This window comes from Halomonas profundus, assembly GCF_020865425.1.
Taxonomy (GTDB): Bacteria; Pseudomonadota; Gammaproteobacteria; order Pseudomonadales; family Halomonadaceae; genus Vreelandella; species Vreelandella titanicae.
In genome coordinates this window covers 2,377,610-2,394,760 of the sequence record NZ_CP086344.1, presented here as the reverse complement: position 1 = coordinate 2,394,760, position 17,151 = coordinate 2,377,610, and the positions used below count along the sequence as shown (strand labels likewise).

Sequence of the window (17,151 nt, the reverse complement as noted above, 5' to 3'; positions counted from 1 at the left end):
ATGCCTATCACCGGACAACATTTGTTTTCGGATCAACCACTGCTTTGGAGAAAACTAGACATGACTATCGAAAAAATTCTTTACACAGCTACTGCCTCAGCCACAGGTGGACGCGAAGGCCAAGCCACTTCTTCCGATAACGCTTTGAACGTCAAGCTTTCCACGCCACGCGAACTGGGCGGTGCGGGTGGAGATGGCACCAACCCTGAGCAGCTGTTCGCCGCTGGCTATTCAGCCTGCTTTCTGGGCGCCCTGAAATTCGTGGCGGGCAAGCAAAAAATCAGCCTTCCTGAAAGCACGTCTGTCACCGGAAAAGTTGGTATTGGCCAGATACCTACCGGCTTTGGAATTCAAGCTGAATTAACGATTGCGGCGCCAGGTGTGCCCAACGACGTTTTACAAACGTTAGTCGATCAGGCCCACATCGTCTGCCCTTATTCCAACGCCACGCGCAATAACATCGACGTCACACTCACCATCACCGAATAAACACCACCACCACTACTCAACCGCGAGAACAGGAAACGACATCATGAAAAAACTAAACCGCACATTGACCACTACAGTGCTAGCACTAGGCCTTCAAATTGGCTCAAACGCCTACGCTGCAGATGCCCAAGAAGCCTTCAATGCTGAACAAACTACCAGCACCATCACGACCGCTGATGGTGTGGAACTGTACTACAAAGACTGGGGACCTAAAGAAGGTCAGGCCATCACCTTCAGCCATGGCTGGCCGCTGAGTTCTGACAGCTGGGAGTCACAAATGATTTTCCTGGCCTCTCAAGGTTACCGTGTGATCGCTCATGACCGCCGCGGTCACGGACGTTCCAGCCAACCCTGGGATGGCAACGATATGGATCACTATGCTGACGACCTGGCCACGGTCATCAACACCCTTGACCTGAACGATGTCACACTCGTCGGCTTCTCGACGGGTGGCGGAGAAGTGGCTCGCTACATTGGCCGGCACGGAACAGATCGCGTCGCTAAAGCCGTCCTGGTTTCAGCGGTTCCTCCACTAATGCTGCAAACACCTGATAATCCTAATGGACTACCTATCGATGTGTTCGATGGTATCCGAGAAGCTTCTCTAAACAATCGCTCCCAACTGTACTTGGATATTGCATCAGGGCCTTTCTTTGGCTTTAACCGCCCAGACGCGGAACCCAACCAAGGCCTGATCCAGTCATTTTGGGCACAAGGAATGCAAGGCGGCCATAAAAATACCTATGACTCCATCGCTGCATTCTCGGCCACTGATTTCCGTGAAGACTTGGCGGCATTCGATATTCCCACCCTGGTGATCCATGGTGACGACGACCAAATCGTACCTTTAGACATTTCAGGGCAAGCGTCTGCGGCATTGGTAGACGGCGCGGAGTTAATTGTATATGAGGGAGCCCCACACGGTTTGACCGACACGCACAAAGAGCGGCTGAACCAGGATCTGCTCAATTTCCTTCAAAACTGATCGCTACCCCATTGGCCCACTGCCATGCAGTGGGCCAGTTTGTAACATTTTTGACAGTAAAAGTTCAGTAAACAGCATTGCTCCATGAGTGGGAACAACCTGTACATCATAGCCACTGTCGTCTTCAAGACACTCCCTTTGTACCTCTCTTACGGCCTTGCTTGCCTGCAAACGCACCGGGAGAAAAGCCCTCGTGCCGAACAAATGCCATCCCGAAGGCACTGGCAGATCCGTAGCCGACCCGCAGGGCGATCTCCGTGTTGGTAAGTTTGCCCTGCCGTAGCAGCGTCTTAGCGATGGCCATGCGCCAATCCGTTACGTATTCCATCGGCGCGCGTCCAATTTCCCTCCGGAACTTCTCGAAAAATCCGGAGCGGGACATCCCCGCGTCCTTCGCCAGCCCTGAGACGGAAATCTCGCCACCCGCGTCCGCGTGAATGCGCTGCAAGGCGGCGGCCAGTTGCGGATCGGACAGCCCGCGCAGTAGCCCCGGCGGCATATTCACGGTAGGGCCCGAGCGGAGCGCCTCAATAAGCAGCACCTCTAGAAGCCGCTGGAGGATCAGCTCACGCCCCGGCCGGTCGGCGCGGGTCTCATCGTGGATCACCGGCACCAGGGCCATCAGGCGATCGTGCCCAGAGACATGAATCATCTCGGGCAGCAGTGACACCAGCAAGTCGCTCGCGGGCGTATCGAAGCGGCAATGCCCGACCAGCGCGCGCATCTCCACGGGGGCGTCCGCCGGGCCGAGGCGAACCCGCCCGGGTCCGATTTCAAGCGGCCGGCCCGCCCCCCTGGGTTCCGGCGGCACCTCGCTGATCATGCTAAAGTCATGCAGATCGGGGATCAGGACGAAGTCTCCGGCCGCCAGCGTAACCGGCTTGCGACCGCTCACCTCAACCCGGCATCCCCCCTCGACCATCGCACAATAAAAGGGGCTGGCCATGTCATGCCGCTCGACCTGCCACTGGCCACCCGCCTCGACCATCTTCGAGATAGACACCGACGGTTTGAGCAACGTGACGACACTGGACAGAGGGTCTTCGATACCATCGGGCATATTTTGGACTCTTGATGAAAGAATTTGGACATTTGTGTATCGCATGAACGGGTAATCGCTGTCTATACTCTCCTGCTCATCAAACAAGGAGGCTAATAGATGAACCGACTGATCAACCTGTCCCGCGCACTGCCGACGCCGGATCCCGCCCTGACAGTGGCCTACACGCCGATCTGCCTGAAGATGCCTGGCCGCCAACCCCTGGAGTTGCGCCTTACCGCGCCAGCAATTGGGGACGCCATACCGATCGTGATCCTGTCGCACGGCTTTGGTCCATCAAGCTATATCCCCTCGAAAGACGGCTATGCCCCGCTCGCCCAGTTCTGGGCCGAACGGGGCATAGCCGTCATTCAACCGACCCACGCCAGTTCACGGGTCGGTGGACTTGACCCCGACCTACCTGAAGGCCCCTTCTACTGGCGCGAGCGCGTGCTCGAGATGCGTGCCATCCTAGACCAGTTGGCCGAGATCGAGCAGCAGGCTCCAGCCATCGCAGGACGGCTGGATCACGACCGGATCGCCGTAGCAGGCCACTCCTTCGGCGGCCACACCTGCAGCCTGCTACTTGGCGGACGTTTGTATGGGGAGGATTTCTCTGATCCGCGCATCCGCGCGGGTGTCCTGCTGGCAACCCCTGGGCGTGGCGGCGCCGATCTGACACCCGACCATGCTCGGCGCTTTCCCTTCTTCGACGTGGATTTCAGTGGCATCGAACTGCCCACCCTTGTGGTCTGCGGCGCGGAAGATGCCCCGCATTTCACGCCACGCGGCCCCGAGTGGCACGCGGATGCCTTCCACGACGCGCCGGGGGCCGATGCCCTGCTGACAATCAGTGGCGTGGGCCATGGGCTTGGCGGAATCGCGGGGCTCGACGCGAAAGAGACCGAGGTAGAAGATCCCGATGCGCTGGAGGCGACACGGCGTCTGACACTGGCGTGGCTAAGGAGTATATTCTGCATAGAACAAGACGCCTGGACAAAGAGCCAAGCTGCGCTCAGGGATCGCGCGGCCGCCGTCGCGAAGATCACCGTGAGAGAGCGCTGAGACGCGGTCTCATTGTCAGCTCGCCTGAAGGCTTTTCATGCGTACCGAGGCGGAACCGAGATTTAGCGGCCCGATTGACCAAGCGAAAAAGTCACCAGCTAACTGGGTGTTGGAAGCAGTAATTGCCCAAGCTTACGAGCTGCATATTTAGCCTGTGCACGTGTTAGCGCTGCGAAGCCCAACACAATGGCAGGCGCTAATGCAATCTCACGGCAGCAGTGCCGAAGCGGTTGTAGCACTACTCCCTGCTGTTCCGCTGCATGGATTAACATGTTTTCGTCTTGATCCGGTGATAACCACAGAATCAGGTGGAAGCCTGCATGTTCGCCACTAATGCGATAGCGCCCCGGCGCTTCGGCCCTCAAGGTTTCAAGCACGATGTCACGCAACGTCTGATACTCCTGCCGAGAACGGCGTAAATGCCGTAAGAAAGCAGGGCCTTTCATAAACGCCGCCAACCCCAGTTGCTCCGACACTCCCACACTACGCCCTACCGTATGCCACAATTCGAGCACTTTTCGCTGTAGTTCTGGTGGAGCAAGCATATAGCCAAGCCTCAAATTGGAAAAAAGCGCCTGATTAAAACTCCCGCAATAGACTACTCGATTCATCGTGTCGATGGATTTTAGCGCTGGTAACGGCGCGCTTTGATAGTTGAACTCGCTATCGTAATCATCCTCGATGATCCAGGTGTTGTTGCTTTGGGCCCAGTCAAGAAGCTCTAAACGGCGAGTCGCCGACATGATAACGCCAAGCGGTGACTGGTGCGCCGGTGTCACATAGGCAATACGACATTCAGTTGCGCCTATTATGCCACCCAAATTAAGCCCTTCCTGATCAATAGGCGCGTAAAGCAGGTTAGCGCCTGCTTCTTCAAATATTTGGTGTACAGCTGGATAACCAGGATCCTCGACACACACATGATCACCAGGCTTTACTACACAGCGCGCGACCAGATCAATGCTATGGCGAATGCCGTTAGTGATGAGTATCTGCTCTGCCAGACAATCGATTCCCCGATGGTTACGCAAGTACTTGGCAATCTGTTCCCGCAATACCCAAGCGCCTTGCGGCTCAACGCTACACATCTGCTCGGGCTGCATAGCTGCCATGGCCCGCTGTAGATGCGCGCCCCACTCAGCAGGTGAAATAAGCAACGGGCTGGCAAGCCGGGCAACAAAAGGTACTCCTACCTGGGCTTGGTAGTGTTTTCTTACGCTAACGGGCGCCGCTTCGACCATCGCTGGCTCTTTATGGTGGGTCGCCGTCGTTTGCGCCGTCAAATATCGGTCTGGGATAGTGGCACTGACACGGCTTCCAGACCCCACTTTGCGGGAGATGTAACCCTCGAGTTGCAAACGCTCAAAGACACTTTCCAACGTACCACGCCCTACCCCCCAACGTTGCGAGAGTACGCGTGTGGATGGCAACCGGTCACCCGCCTGTAGCAACCCATTCACAATCCCATCGCGCATGGCTTGGTAGGCCAGTTCAGATTTCGTTACACCGACGGGGCTGGTGGGTAAAGGTAGGTCTAACCCAGCTGTGTTTTTTCCTTTAACCATAATGGTTCGTATCAATCTCGTTTATATGGCTCTCTTATATGAGCCACTTTACTTCTAGCATAGCAACATATTGACGTTTCATTGGCTAAGGAGTGTTCACTATGTTGCTCATTGACTATCTGTTATTCGCCATGATTGCGGCGATGCAAGTTGGCTCGCCGGGCCCTTCGACAATTCTTTTGGTAAACAACGCGCTGGTGCATGGCCCCGGCCGGGCCATCTTGATACTCACCGGGGATTTGGTGGCTATTGCTGGGCTCGCGGCTTGCTCACTACTGGGGGTCGGTGCGCTACTGGAGGCAAATCCAACGGTGTTTATGGCCGTCAAGGTTGCCGGTGCTGTTTATCTTTTATGGCTGGGTATGCAGCAGTTTCGCCTGGCACAAAGGGTTCGTATTTCCAGCGATCAGCCTACAACGCTGCAAAGCATACCCGTACTTTGGCGACAATCGTTTATGGTTGGGCTCAGCAACCCCAAGGCGATTCTATTTTTCTCATCGCTGTTGCCGCAATTCGTAAGTGCCCAACAGGTGTCGCACATTTCTGCGTTCCTTCCCCTCATACTGTTATTTGTGTTTATCAAACTGATCGTGTCGAGCGCTTACGCATTAGCAGCAAGAAAAATGATAGCGAAGGTGGCCACACCAGGCGCCGCCGTTTGGGGTAAGCGCGCGGCCGGAGGAGTGTTAATGCTGTTTAGCATCTTTATGGGCATAAGCGCTCTTTACTAAGTGCCCAAATGTTGGAAAAAGGCAGGCGATTAACTTCATGGTTGGGCTTTCCCCTTGTGCTCGCCAAGTAGCTCGCTCCCAAGCGATGCCTTATAGAATAGAGTTTTGCAAACACTTCTCGCTATTGCTCAAAAACAACACTATGTATCTGGAAAGATATAGTCGGATGTTATGTATGGAGGCCTTTGCGTAAGCACTGATTGAGATCCGACATTGGCTGGTAGCTCAATTCGCTGGCACTCCTACGAGTGAAGTATAAGCTGACTGCTTAAGGCAGCCAGCTTTTTTGGGGCGTTATTTAGCAGGTTCTCCAGGAAAAGGAATGAACTCAGCATCGTCTCCGGGGGGAAGACGAAAGCGACCATTCTCAAAATCCGCTTCTACCCAAGCCTGCTTGGCGGCCTCCAGCTTTTCTCGCGAAGAGGCAACGAAGTTCCAGGATATATAACGGGGGCCATTCAGGGTTTCACCGCCGAGCAGCATCAGCCGAGTTCCGGATTCGCCAGCCACCACCGTGATCGGGTCGCCTGGCCGGAACACCATCATACGGCCGGCCTCGAAGGTCTCGCCTGCAATGATGACGCTACCGGACATGACATAAATGCCACGATCCTCATGATTATCCGGCAATGGTAGTTTTGCCCCTGGCTGCAGTATCGCATCCGCATAGAACATTTCAGAGAAGGTTTGCACCGGCGCCCGCTCCCCCCAGGCCGTGCCCAGGATCAAACGCACTTCCTTACCCTCGCCTTCCAGCATCGGTAGCGACTCCTCGCTATGATGCTCAAAGCTGGCAGGCTGATCTTCATAAGCTTCGGGAAGCGCCACCCACGTCTGTATCCCCAACACCGAGTGCTTGTTTTGACGAGTTATAGCACTGGTGCGCTCCGAATGGGTGACCCCATTGCCCGCCACCATCCAATTAACCGCGCCAGGATGAATCATTTGGTTGGTACCCAGGCTATCGCGGTGTTGGAACTCCCCTTGATATAGATACGTAACCGTGGCAAGCCCAATATGGGGATGCGGGCGAACATCAATGCCTTCGTCGTTAAGAAACTCAACGGGCCCCATCTGATCAAAAAAGATGAACGGCCCCACCATCTGCCGTTTCGGGGCAGGCAGTGCACGGCGCACTTCAAAACCACCCAAATCCCGAGCGCGGGGAACAATCAGCGTCTCTATGTCATTCAAACTGCCGGCGGATGGGCATTTCGGCTCTAAATCAGGCATCCAGCTCATAGGTTTTCTCCAGAAGTGAGAGGTAGGAAAATGGAGTACGCACCTTACAAAAGCACATCGTGCCACTCTGAGTGGCGCGCAAACTGTGCCTTTGCAAATGGGCATAACGGCATGATTTTCTTGCCCGAGGTGCGAACGTCTTCCACCGCTTTTGCGACTAACGCAACACCCACTTTTTGTCCGCGCATGGCATCAGGCACTTCAGTGCTATCAATGATGATCATCGAATCACCCGCTTTCGAATAGGTCATCTCTGCTTTAGCCCCATTGAGCTCAACTACATAGCGCCCCTTGGTATCACTGGTTTCATGCTCAATGGTAAAAGAAGCTTCAGGTGTACCAGACATTGCTTTCTCCTTATCGTATTACTCAGCAAACAACTCAGTATGTGTTTCTATAACTTAATAGTTATCAGGAGCCTTTTCTTTCAATAGAACTTAAGACCAGCACTTAAGACCTGTACTTAAAATTAGCACTAAGCTTAGTACTTAGCCCCTTGAATCAGATCTTACGTTCGGCCTTCATGGGGATGATTGAAAGTCAGGAAATGGCGCACGACCGGGCGTTCCTCACCTTGGTGGAAACGCAGAACTTCTTCTTGGATTTCGGCGGCTGATTTAGAAACACGCTTATGCTGACGCAGATGCTCTGCCCAGGATTCAACTTGGAACCATTCCAACATCAAGCTGGGATCGGCGGAATCCTCGGTAATGCCCCAAGCATAGGCGCCATCACGCCGTCTTTCAGCCGAGAGCCTAGCCAATATTTTCAAAAAGGCTGGACGATCTTCGAGGGCTACTCGGTACTCTATCTGGATAAGCACCGGGCCGCGGTCATACTCGACGGGAGCGGCTGTCAGTGGCTCAGGCCAATGATTCGACGGCATTAAGTCTGATTCGCCTTTGGGCAACTTGATACGATGTGCAATACATCCGATCGCTGCTAGCCCGACCGCGCCAGATAGTAACGCCAACGGCACGCCAATCCCTTGAGCGATTATCCCCCATGCCAAACTGCCCGCAGCCATGGCGCCATTGAACACAGTCAGGTATACCGCCAGAGAGCGGCCACGTACCCAATTGGGAAGAATTGCCTGGGCGACGCCGTTGAGGGTCGTCAACGCTGTAATCCACGCTGCACCAAGGATCAATAGAGAGGACACTGCGAGCCATTTAGGCGGCGCCAGGGTTAGCAAAGCCATGACGGCCGAAGTGACTAATGCCGACGTTAGAAGTAGGCCGTCGGCGCTAAGGTACATACGCAAGCGAGGCATAATAACAGCTCCTCCTATTGCACCCAGGCCAACTGCGCCAAGCAATATGCCATAGAAGCTTGGGCCGCCTTCCAGTAACTGACGTGCGACTAGAGGCAGCAGTGCCCACACTGAGCTGGCCATAGCAAAGAAGAGAAAAGCGCGCAGCAGGACAACATGCAGCTCGCGACTGGCGCGGGCATAACGTAGCCCGGCCCGAAAAGCACCTGGGAAGCGTTCGGATAGGGCATCCCGTTTCGTTGCTGGTCGTTTCCACCAAATCAGCGCAGCGATGACAACTGCATAGCTCAGAACGTCTACTCCATAGGTAAACGCTGCTCCCATACTGGCCAGCAACAGCCCGCCTAAAGCGGGACCTACGGCACGGGCAATGTTGATCCCCAGCGAGTTAAGTCCCACTGCGTTTTTGAAGTCTTTCTTGTCTACCAGCTCGGGGACGATAGCCTGCCAAGTTGGCCCCATCAGAGCAACGCCTATGCCCCCTATAAACGTAAGCATTATAAGTGATGCCACAGAATGCTGATCTGTAAGCGATAGAATAACGAGGCAAACGCTGACACAGGCCAGCAGAAGCTGAACGCAGATCAACAGCTTACGTCGGTCGAGCATATCGGAAAGCACACCTGCCGGGATCGCCAGGAGAAAAACCGGCAGAGCAGCGGCAGCCTGAACCATAGCGACGGCCGCTGGCGAAGAGGATAGATCAGTCACCAGCCAGGCACTGGTCACATCACGCACGAAACTGCCAATGCTGCCGATAATGGTAGCCGCCCAGAGTACGGCGAATAGGGTCTGCCGCAACGGAGCAAAAGCACTGTCCGAAGATGCAGGAAGATGAGTGGATTGAGCCTTACTCATGTTTCTAGCTCCTCCTGCAACCCAAGGAGTCTTTGCTCCAACGAAACGTACGTATGCATTAGGTGTTCACCTTTACACGGCCCAGCAGGAGCAGCCGAGAGCACCGAAAAAACCTTTAAGATCCGACGTCGGCGCATTAGATGCCCAGGCCCGGGCATGATCATGGCCGTGTAGGCCACACGCGCTTGCACAGCCACAGCTGGCCATCGCTTGGGCGTGCAGCGGTGCTAGGGAGTTTTTACCCGCACCCTCGGGCTCGCCCCAGGCACCATAGCCCTTAAAGGTGCGTGTCGGCGACCAGTCCGGCATGGCAGGCGGCAGCAAATTGTCGTCCAGTATCGCAAAATCATTGTCACCATAGACAATGCGCCCACCCACTACCGTCAGGTCGGAGGTCAGGAAAGAGATCTCCTCTTCAGGCACGCTGAAGAAGTCTCTACTCGGTACGATAAAGTCAGCTAACTGACCGGCCTTAATGCAGCCCCGCTTGCCTTCTTCATTGGAGAACCAGGCCACCTTCTCGGTCCACATGCGTAGTGCCGTCTCGCGGTCGAGCAGGTTATCTCGCGGATACAAGCCGAGACCGCCGACCGTTTTTCCGGTGATCATCCACGATAGCGACACCCAGGGGTTATACGAGGCCACGCGGGTAGCATCGGTTCCAGCAGAGACTTTAACGCCCTTCTCGAGCATGTGTTTGACGGGAGGGGTCGCCTCGGCAGCGCGGGCTCCATAACGTTCGACAAAATATTCGCCCTGATAGGCCATGCGGTGCTGCACCGCGATACCGCCACCCAGTGCAGCGATGCGGTCAATGGATTTGTCAGAGATGGTCTCAGCATGGTCGAAGAACCAGTTAATACCGTCCAGCGGAATATCCTGATTAACCTTCTCAAACACGTCCAGTGCGCGAGTAATGGTTTCGTCATAGGTGGCGTGCAACCGCCAGGGCCACTTATTTTCTGCTAACACACGCACGACTTCTTCCAACTCGCCCTCCATTTCTGGCGGCATGTCGGGGCGTTCTACACGAAAATCCTCGAAATCGGCAGCCGAGTACACCAGCATCTCGCCGGCGCCGTTGTGGCGGAAATAGTCATCGCCCTGCTTGTACTTTACGCTGGACGTCCATTTCAGGAAGTCTTCCTTTTCTTCCTTAGGTTTCTGCGTAAACAGGTTGTAGGCCAGACGAACGGTTATCTGCCCTTCGTCAGAAAGCTTCTGGATAACTTCATAGTCTTCTGGGTAATTCTGGAAGCCGCCACCCGCATCGATCACGCCGGTCACGCCGAGACGATTCAGCTCGCGCATGAAGTGGCGAGTGGAGTTAACCTGGTAGTCGAACGGCAGCTTCGGCCCTTTGGCGAGCGTGGAGTAGAGAATCATCGCGTTGGGCTTGGCTAGCAGCAGGCCGGTCGGATTGCCGTTGGCATCGCGGGTGATCTGGCCGCCAGCCGGTTCGGGCGTGTTCCGGGTATAGCCAGCAGCGCGCAAGGCAGCACCATTAAGCAACGCACGGTCATACAGGTGCATCAGGAACACCGGCGTGTCAGGGGCGATCGCATTGATTTCTGCCAGGGTCGGCAGGCGTTTTTCCACGAACTGATGCTCGGTAAAGCCACCAATCACGCGCACCCACTGCGGTGCGGGAGTGATGGCGACTTGGCGCTTGAGCATGTCCATTGCGTCGGCCAGCGAACGTACGCCGTCCCAGCGCAGTTCGAGGTTGTAGTTCAAGCCGCCGCGCACTACGTGGGTATGGTTGTCGAACAGGCCAGGCAGGACGCTACGCCGCTGGAGATTAACAATCTGGGTACCAGGGCTGGCCAAGGCCATGACCTCCTGATCCAAACCGACGGCCAGAAACCTGCCATTTTTAATCGCGACGGCAGTGGCGTTAGGGTTCGCCCTATCAAGCGTCGTGATCTGGCCGTTATGGAAGATAATGTCAGGAGCAGAATCGGACATGGTGGATACTCCTTACGGCCTAAATCTCAGCGTGAACCGGCGCCAGCGTGGGGCCATGCTTCACACGCTCCTCCGCTTTGTGCACCATGGTGTAGGCATAATCAACACCCATGCCGTAAGCGCCGGAATGCTCTTTCACCACCGCCATCACCGCGTCGTAGGTATCGCGGTTTTTCCAGTCACGCTGCCACTCCAGCAACACTTGTTGCCAGGTCACCGGCACCACCCCAGCTTGTACCATCCGCTGCATCGCATAATCGTGGGCCGCCTGGCTGGTGCCGCCGGAAGCGTCAGCTACCATATAGATTTCGTACCCGGCATCGTGCATCGCCGAGAGCGCGAAAGTGGTATTGCAGACTTCTGTCCAAAGGCCGGAAACAATAACTTTCTTTCGGCCGTTGTCCTTGAGCGCATCGCGTACTTTCTGGTCGTCCCAGGAGTTCATCGACGTGCGTTCGAGGATGGGCGCATCAGAGAACACTTCCAGCAGTTCAGGATAGGTGTGACCCGAAAAGCTTTCGGTTTCGACGGTGGTAATGATCGTCGGGATACCGAACACTTTCGCAGCCTTGGCCAAGCCAACGACATTGTTCTTCAAAGCTTGGCGGTCAATTGACTGAACGCCAAAAGCCATCTGCGGCTGTTGGTCGATGAAAATCAACTGTGAATTGCTGGGCGTAAGGACTTCAAGCTTGGGGTTCTGCATCGGGCTCACCTTTGACAAATATGATGGATGCCGTAAAACGGCCATTCACTATCGCAAGCCATCCCCGCGCATGATTGGACGACAATCTTGGCCTTGGGATAATTGTGTGATCTTCTATATATGAACGTTCCAACCATCTGATGCTTCGGTTTAAGTAAGGCGCACCAGCCCATACGATCCGCCAGGGTAGATTTTCAAGATGTCGCGGTTATACAGCTGCACTGACGCTAATCATCATGTCCTGCTGACTTGAGCAGTTTGAGGGGTTGAAGAACCAAGTAAGGCTGCCTGCAACCGGGCTTTGGGTGCATGCAGCTTTCGCCAAGTTTGCGGCGCCAGGCCTGTTTCGCGTCTGAAGACACGACAAAAATGTGACTGATCGCAAAATCCATGTCTAAGCGCAATTTCACTCAAAGAACGCGCCGAACACAGCATGTCTTGCCTTGCAGCCTCCACTCGCGCGGCAGCGACGTACGTTAGCGGAGTGACGCCCGTCGTTTGTTTGAACGCATGTGAAAAGTGACTGACACTCAAACCTAGCAACGATGCAAGTTCGGTTGTCCTTATACAGTGGTCGATATGCTCACTTATGAATGTGTCTACGCGTGATACCTGCCAGCGTGCCAGCCCACCCCTATGTTTACACGGCGAAGGCTCGCTTTGATTGTCGACCGCCAGCAAGGCAATCGCCTGATCAAGATAGGTCGAAGCGATATCGGGATCACTATGAATGGTCTGCTCTGTTTCCATCAGCAACGTGAGCAGTTGTTTCGCCTGCTTTACAAGCTCAGGACGGCTGGATGGCGCTTTCTCAACGTTGCTGGGAGTAACTAAAAATTCAGGCCTGCTCATAGAGTTCTCCAGATTATTTAATCTAGCTAGATGAGATCGGCATGCCTTGCGAGAACTACCGCTTGCAAGATCGCATAGGCAACCAAACACATGCCGCTGAGGGTTGATGTGTACAAAGCGACTGATAACATCTAGGCAACGACTATGCCGCTGGAGCGATCTATATAAAAAATATATATTTATCAAACAGATATACTTTTCATTTGTGCAAAATAGTTCGAGTCCAGGGTTTAGCTATGGGAGGCTGGATTGATCATATGGTAAAGCGATGGCGGAGCGTTGCGGATTTGATCAATGCCACTGCGGTGCTTTCCCTGTCTTTGGGAAGACCGCGAAGAGCGCATCTGGTCCTATGGTTTCGTTACTGTCGGTCAGGATGAAGCCGCGTTCGAACGGATTCTCTAATTCACGGCTACTTCCGGGCCAGGCGTAATGGAGGCACCGAGTATCCTCACACGAGCTTCGCTCTGCGAGTGCGACGTCTGAAATAAACGTTATTACAATAATTAAAGCGGCTTTTAAAACTTTTATTATCGACACATATTTCTTAAAAGCAGTTGTTTAATTTTCGGCCAAACAACACAAGTGTTTGAGGTAGTTTAAATATTGCAAGGTGTCGGACAGGCTTAAGAGTGCTAAACCTGCCCGACAATACTGGCTAAACTCAATCTATCCAGCAACATTTAAGGGTTTTTATCGGTCAAATCGGACGGTGAAAAGTATTTTTCTTCACTGTCTTTTTGCGTTGAAGTGGATTCAGGAGAAATAATCCGGCTACCTTCATCCGAACCTCGCTCCGCGAGTGCCACACCTGAAACAAGTGTTAATGCAATGATTAAAGCTGCGTATAACATTTTCATGATAGAAACTCTCTTTTGATTAGTAGTGGTTGATCCGACAACTAATGTTGTTCGGTGATAAGCATTCTGACTCCTATGTTAGGACTATTGGTGATCAATAGTCTTGATAAAATGATCAATAGTATTAATTGATCTCTAGGTTGGCTGCTTTACTAATCTGTAACCAAACATATGCCGCTGAGTGTTTTTCTATAGAAAGCAACTGATAGGGTAATAGCAACAGCTATGCCACTAGAGCAACCTCTATTAAAAGTATATATTTATCAGCTTGATGCACTTGCCACTGGGGGGCCTGGATAAAGTCCAGGGCTTTGCGGAGGGAGGCTGGATTGATGATATGGTGAAACGATAGCGGCGCGTTGCGGATTTGATTAATGGCGCGGTGGTGCTTATGACAGACCGGCCACAATTCCCCGGGAGCCGCCCGAGAGAAAGCTGATTGAAATCAGTCAGCGCCGCCGTCGTTGAGGATGCCACTTTTCTTCAAACGGTAAGCCAGTGCAGGTCGGGTCAGGCCGAGCATACGAGCGGCTTGCGAAACGTTTTGCTGAGCAAGCTCCATCGCCTGTCGAATCAGCTGTTCTTCCACAGCTTCCAGGCTCACGTTCCTTTCGAAGATCTGCGTGACCCAATCGGCGGTGCTTTCCATGTCTGTGGGCTGTACCAGCTCACCGTCGGCGTTGAGACGATCACCGTCCGGATTGCCTGTCTTGGGGAAGACCGCGAAGAGTGCTTCTTGTACTATAGTTTCGTTGTTGTTGGTGAGGATGACACCGCGTTCAAGTACATTCTCCAGTTCGCGTATATTTCCGGGCCAGGCGTAATGGAGACACAGTTCCAGAGCCTTATCTGATAAACCTAGCGTACGCTTGTGGTACTGCAGATGAAACTTGCTTAGAAAGTGCTCGACCAGCAGCGGCAGGTCCTCAAGCCGCTCGCGCAAGGGGGGGATCTGCACAGGAAACACATTCAAGCGGTAATAAAGATCCGCGCGAAACCGGCCCGCCTCGACCGCGTCAGCGAGGCTCTCATTGGTGGCAGCGATTACTCGCACATCGACTTGGCGGGTTCGTGAGTCTCCCACTCTTTCAAGTTCACTCTCTTGCAATACCCGTAGCAGGGACGCCTGCGCTCTGGGCGTCAGTTCCACCACTTCATCCAGAAAAATGGTTCCGCCACTGGCGCGCTCGAAGCGCCCTGGGCGGGTCTGATTTGCGCCGGTATATGCGCCCTTCTCGACGCCAAACAATTCAGCCTCAATTAGCTCCGGCGGAATGGCGGCACAGTTCAACGCGACGAAAGCTTGCTCGGCGCGCTCGCTGCGAAGATGAACGCTCCGTGCGATGATCTCTTTGCCGACGCCGGTTTCTCCCAGCAACAGAACCGACACCTTGCCCTGGGCTGCCTTGTCGATCGTCTTGCATACGTCCCTGTAAGCAGGGGATTGTCCAATACCGTAGAACTGACCTTCTTGCTTCTTCAGGTTCGTGCGCAGTGAGCTGATCTGTGACTGAAGATCATACAGCTCCTCGATGATTGGATCAGCTTGAAAGTAGCGCTTAAAATCTGCGGCGTTCTCCCATTCCTCAGCCGGTTTTCCAATGATGATGCAGCGCTCATCGCCGCACCCGCGACAGCTCGTTTCCTGGATGATGATTTCGCGGTTCATGAACGAAGAGCTGTACGCACACGCGTAGCCCACCAGAGACCAGCAAACAGGATCTTTCATCAGGCCCAGCTCGGTCTGGCAGGCCTCGACCTCGAAGGAATCGATCCATTCAAGCTCGCAGTAGAAGTGGCCGGCCTCCTGATCTACCTCTAACTGGATCGGCTTCGCATTGACCATGCCTTTCAAGGAGTGCAGCTGCGGTCCAACTAGAAACATCTCAAATTCCGGACTGTTTGGCCTGAGCTTGCGGGCCATTTCCGCGTCCTTTAGTCCAGATTGGTAGCCAAGGCGCAGGAAAAATCCTTTGGCGCGTTCGATACCGAGACTATTGACGAGCTCACGGCGAAAATTAGCCATCGCCGACACCTGCATCAGCAACATACGCTGCTCGCCGAACCAGATCTTACCTTCTGTGCTTTGAAAGCGGACCTGTTCGCTCAGATCCTGATAGTCGGGATACTTGAGCTCCGGTTTGTAGCTGATAGCCATGAAAGAGGCCTCAATTATGTTTTTTGGGAAGGTACCATGCCTGTCTTGCGATGAGATAGGTCATGCAACAACAGCCGTTGATTGACCTTTAACATTCATGATTCACAGTCTGGTAACGGGTTCGCTAGGAAACACCGCTTTGAACTTCGGGTCGGTTAACGACCCGCTGACATATTCCCGCCGCCATTGACCCGGCGTTGTACCCACGAACTGCCGAAACAAGCGCGTGAGGTGGGACTGATCGCACAGCCCACAATCGAGTGCGATGAGACAAAGGGGATCATTGGTCATCATCATCATCTGCTGTGCGTGCTCGACGCGCCGGCGTGCGATATAGACAAACGGAGCTTGGCCGAATGTGGCCTTGAAGGTTCGAAAGAAATGTCCAGGACTCATTCCTGTGAGCGCGATGAGATCAGTACTCCTTATAGGCTTGTCTATATTCTCGTCGATATAAGCTATCAGACGTTTCGCCTGCCAACGCGGTATTTTACCGCGGAATGCGCCCTCGGCTTTAGGTCTGACGTCTCGTTCCAGACTGGCGGACAATAACGCCGTCGCGCGGGATATACATGCTTGCGCAGCCTGATGATCAAGCTCAACCTTGGATTGCGCCACAGTGAGCAACTCCAACAAAGTCGCTGCCAACGCAACCTCAATCTGCCGGCTCTGTTCACGAGCATCGGTGACCAACCCTGCATTACTGCTCATGGGGTTTCCTCCGCTTGTGATCGTTTAAGGCTTTCGATCCACATGCTGAAGATAATTAAACGAATACGCCCACATGCTAAGTAAGAAGGTGAAAAACTCTGTAAAAGCAGGAAGCTTTATCGCGCAGACAGTTTCGTACAAAGCCTAGCGCCTCTACCCTGAGCTGCGAAAAGATGCATCGAAAGAAGAGGTGCCCGAACGATCTCGCAGAATGATCAATTGCACTATCTTGTCTTCGGAGAGAGTAAAATAGAGCAGAACTTCCAGTGGATCGGGCAACCCACGCTTATCGAAATTTCCGTCGGCGTGGGCCGCGACAACAAAGTGGCCGTAGTGCGGGAGGCAATGAGTTGTGCGAAGTGATAGCTGCTGCCCGATAACATCGCGCTCGGCCCACTCGCTTAGTTCAGCCAGCCCGCGCCATTGTTGTAGCTGATCGTTAACAATCGAGTCCGCCGCGAAGGCTTCAAGAAGGCGGAACAGGTCACCGGCATTCGTAGCTTCGATGAACTGTGCGACTATTGGAGGAAGAATCGAACCGCTTGTGTGAGTGGCCAAGCAAACACCTCCTGCAAGGCGTGAACGCCCTCGAATTATTTTCTCTTATTCTCCGAGGTCACAGGCTGGAGCGCTTGTAAATTGGTGTGAA

General features: G+C 54.0%; 16 protein-coding genes. 4 read left to right on the top strand and 12 right to left on the bottom strand.

Going from position 1 to position 17,151, the window contains the following annotated elements:
• Nucleotides 1–60: 60 nt before the first annotated feature.
• On the top strand, nucleotides 61–489 hold the full coding sequence (locus LMS44_RS10690; protein ID WP_027959358.1) for an organic hydroperoxide resistance protein: 429 nt from the start codon (nucleotides 61–63) through the stop codon (nucleotides 487–489).
• A gap of 43 nt (nucleotides 490–532) precedes the next feature.
• Nucleotides 533–1,474 carry an alpha/beta fold hydrolase gene (locus LMS44_RS10685; RefSeq protein ID WP_414120305.1) on the top strand — a complete coding sequence of 314 codons (942 nt, stop codon included), beginning with the start codon at nucleotides 533–535 and terminating at the stop codon, nucleotides 1,472–1,474.
• Between the two features lie 124 nt (nucleotides 1,475–1,598).
• Here LMS44_RS10685 and LMS44_RS10680 read toward each other — a convergent pair whose 3' ends face one another.
• Nucleotides 1,599–2,534: an AraC family transcriptional regulator gene (locus tag LMS44_RS10680; protein WP_414120307.1), complete on the bottom strand. Its 936-nt coding sequence runs from the start codon at nucleotides 2,532–2,534 to the stop codon at nucleotides 1,599–1,601.
• Between the two features lie 99 nt (nucleotides 2,535–2,633).
• Here LMS44_RS10680 and LMS44_RS10675 point away from each other — a divergent pair, with 99 nt between their 5' ends.
• Nucleotides 2,634–3,578 (top strand): alpha/beta hydrolase family protein, encoded by a 945-nt coding sequence (locus LMS44_RS10675; protein WP_414120309.1) that lies wholly within the window; start codon nucleotides 2,634–2,636, stop codon nucleotides 3,576–3,578.
• Nucleotides 3,579–3,676: 98 nt separating this feature from the next.
• Here the strand turns inward: LMS44_RS10675 and pdxR are convergent, their stop codons facing one another.
• On the bottom strand, nucleotides 3,677–5,143 hold the full coding sequence (pdxR, locus tag LMS44_RS10670) for an aminotransferase-like domain-containing protein (protein ID WP_498947266.1): 1,467 nt from the start codon (nucleotides 5,141–5,143) through the stop codon (nucleotides 3,677–3,679).
• A gap of 101 nt (nucleotides 5,144–5,244) precedes the next feature.
• On the opposite strand from pdxR, the gene LMS44_RS10665 reads away from it, so the two are divergent.
• Nucleotides 5,245–5,874 (top strand): LysE family translocator, encoded by a 630-nt coding sequence (locus tag LMS44_RS10665; protein ID WP_414120313.1) that lies wholly within the window; start codon nucleotides 5,245–5,247, stop codon nucleotides 5,872–5,874.
• A 294-nt stretch (nucleotides 5,875–6,168) separates the two neighbouring features.
• Here the strand turns inward: LMS44_RS10665 and LMS44_RS10660 are convergent, their stop codons facing one another.
• From LMS44_RS10660 to LMS44_RS10615, 10 genes are all read right to left on the bottom strand, one after another.
• A complete protein-coding gene (locus tag LMS44_RS10660; RefSeq protein ID WP_141441155.1) occupies nucleotides 6,169–7,116 on the bottom strand; it encodes a pirin family protein in 948 nt (315 codons plus the stop codon).
• 44 nt (nucleotides 7,117–7,160) lie between these two features.
• Nucleotides 7,161–7,463 carry a GNAT family N-acetyltransferase gene (locus LMS44_RS10655; RefSeq protein ID WP_141441156.1) on the bottom strand — a complete coding sequence of 101 codons (303 nt, stop codon included), beginning with the start codon at nucleotides 7,461–7,463 and terminating at the stop codon, nucleotides 7,161–7,163.
• A 161-nt stretch (nucleotides 7,464–7,624) separates the two neighbouring features.
• Nucleotides 7,625–9,247: an MFS transporter gene (locus LMS44_RS10650; RefSeq protein ID WP_498947265.1), complete on the bottom strand. Its 1,623-nt coding sequence runs from the start codon at nucleotides 9,245–9,247 to the stop codon at nucleotides 7,625–7,627.
• 72 nt (nucleotides 9,248–9,319) lie between these two features.
• A complete protein-coding gene (locus tag LMS44_RS10645; protein WP_414120318.1) occupies nucleotides 9,320–11,215 on the bottom strand; it encodes an amidohydrolase in 1,896 nt (631 codons plus the stop codon).
• 19 nt (nucleotides 11,216–11,234) lie between these two features.
• The gene (locus LMS44_RS10640; protein WP_414120320.1) at nucleotides 11,235–11,921 is read right to left on the bottom strand and encodes a hydrolase; all 687 of its coding nucleotides are present in this window, start codon (nucleotides 11,919–11,921) and stop codon (nucleotides 11,235–11,237) included.
• A 234-nt stretch (nucleotides 11,922–12,155) separates the two neighbouring features.
• The gene (locus LMS44_RS10635) at nucleotides 12,156–12,773 is read right to left on the bottom strand and encodes a helix-turn-helix domain-containing protein (RefSeq protein WP_051430431.1); all 618 of its coding nucleotides are present in this window, start codon (nucleotides 12,771–12,773) and stop codon (nucleotides 12,156–12,158) included.
• 683 nt (nucleotides 12,774–13,456) lie between these two features.
• Nucleotides 13,457–13,633: a hypothetical protein gene (locus LMS44_RS10630; protein WP_196518006.1), complete on the bottom strand. Its 177-nt coding sequence runs from the start codon at nucleotides 13,631–13,633 to the stop codon at nucleotides 13,457–13,459.
• Between the two features lie 445 nt (nucleotides 13,634–14,078).
• Entirely contained in the window at nucleotides 14,079–15,791 is a 1,713-nt protein-coding gene (locus LMS44_RS10625) for a sigma-54-dependent Fis family transcriptional regulator (RefSeq protein WP_027959348.1), read from the bottom strand.
• Between the two features lie 102 nt (nucleotides 15,792–15,893).
• The gene (locus tag LMS44_RS10620; protein ID WP_414120325.1) at nucleotides 15,894–16,502 is read right to left on the bottom strand and encodes a helix-turn-helix domain-containing protein; all 609 of its coding nucleotides are present in this window, start codon (nucleotides 16,500–16,502) and stop codon (nucleotides 15,894–15,896) included.
• A 153-nt stretch (nucleotides 16,503–16,655) separates the two neighbouring features.
• A complete protein-coding gene (locus LMS44_RS10615) occupies nucleotides 16,656–17,060 on the bottom strand; it encodes a nuclear transport factor 2 family protein (protein ID WP_027959347.1) in 405 nt (134 codons plus the stop codon).
• Between the last annotated feature and the right edge of the window lie 91 nt (nucleotides 17,061–17,151).

Coding starts and splice junctions, on each gene's coding strand:
- LMS44_RS10690 (WP_027959358.1), top strand. CDS start 61: ATGACTATCGAAAAAATTCTTTACACAGCTACTGCCTCAGCCACAGGT.
- LMS44_RS10685 (WP_414120305.1), top strand. CDS start 533: ATGAAAAAACTAAACCGCACATTGACCACTACAGTGCTAGCACTAGGC.
- LMS44_RS10680 (WP_414120307.1), bottom strand. CDS start 2,534: ATGCCCGATGGTATCGAAGACCCTCTGTCCAGTGTCGTCACGTTGCTC.
- LMS44_RS10675 (WP_414120309.1), top strand. CDS start 2,634: ATGAACCGACTGATCAACCTGTCCCGCGCACTGCCGACGCCGGATCCC.
- pdxR (WP_498947266.1), bottom strand. CDS start 5,143: ATGGTTAAAGGAAAAAACACAGCTGGGTTAGACCTACCTTTACCCACC.
- LMS44_RS10665 (WP_414120313.1), top strand. CDS start 5,245: ATGTTGCTCATTGACTATCTGTTATTCGCCATGATTGCGGCGATGCAA.
- LMS44_RS10660 (WP_141441155.1), bottom strand. CDS start 7,116: ATGAGCTGGATGCCTGATTTAGAGCCGAAATGCCCATCCGCCGGCAGT.
- LMS44_RS10655 (WP_141441156.1), bottom strand. CDS start 7,463: ATGTCTGGTACACCTGAAGCTTCTTTTACCATTGAGCATGAAACCAGT.
- LMS44_RS10650 (WP_498947265.1), bottom strand. CDS start 9,247: ATGAGTAAGGCTCAATCCACTCATCTTCCTGCATCTTCGGACAGTGCT.
- LMS44_RS10645 (WP_414120318.1), bottom strand. CDS start 11,215: ATGTCCGATTCTGCTCCTGACATTATCTTCCATAACGGCCAGATCACG.
- LMS44_RS10640 (WP_414120320.1), bottom strand. CDS start 11,921: ATGCAGAACCCCAAGCTTGAAGTCCTTACGCCCAGCAATTCACAGTTG.
- LMS44_RS10635 (WP_051430431.1), bottom strand. CDS start 12,773: ATGAGCAGGCCTGAATTTTTAGTTACTCCCAGCAACGTTGAGAAAGCG.
- LMS44_RS10630 (WP_196518006.1), bottom strand. CDS start 13,633: ATGAAAATGTTATACGCAGCTTTAATCATTGCATTAACACTTGTTTCA.
- LMS44_RS10625 (WP_027959348.1), bottom strand. CDS start 15,791: ATGGCTATCAGCTACAAACCGGAGCTCAAGTATCCCGACTATCAGGAT.
- LMS44_RS10620 (WP_414120325.1), bottom strand. CDS start 16,502: ATGAGCAGTAATGCAGGGTTGGTCACCGATGCTCGTGAACAGAGCCGG.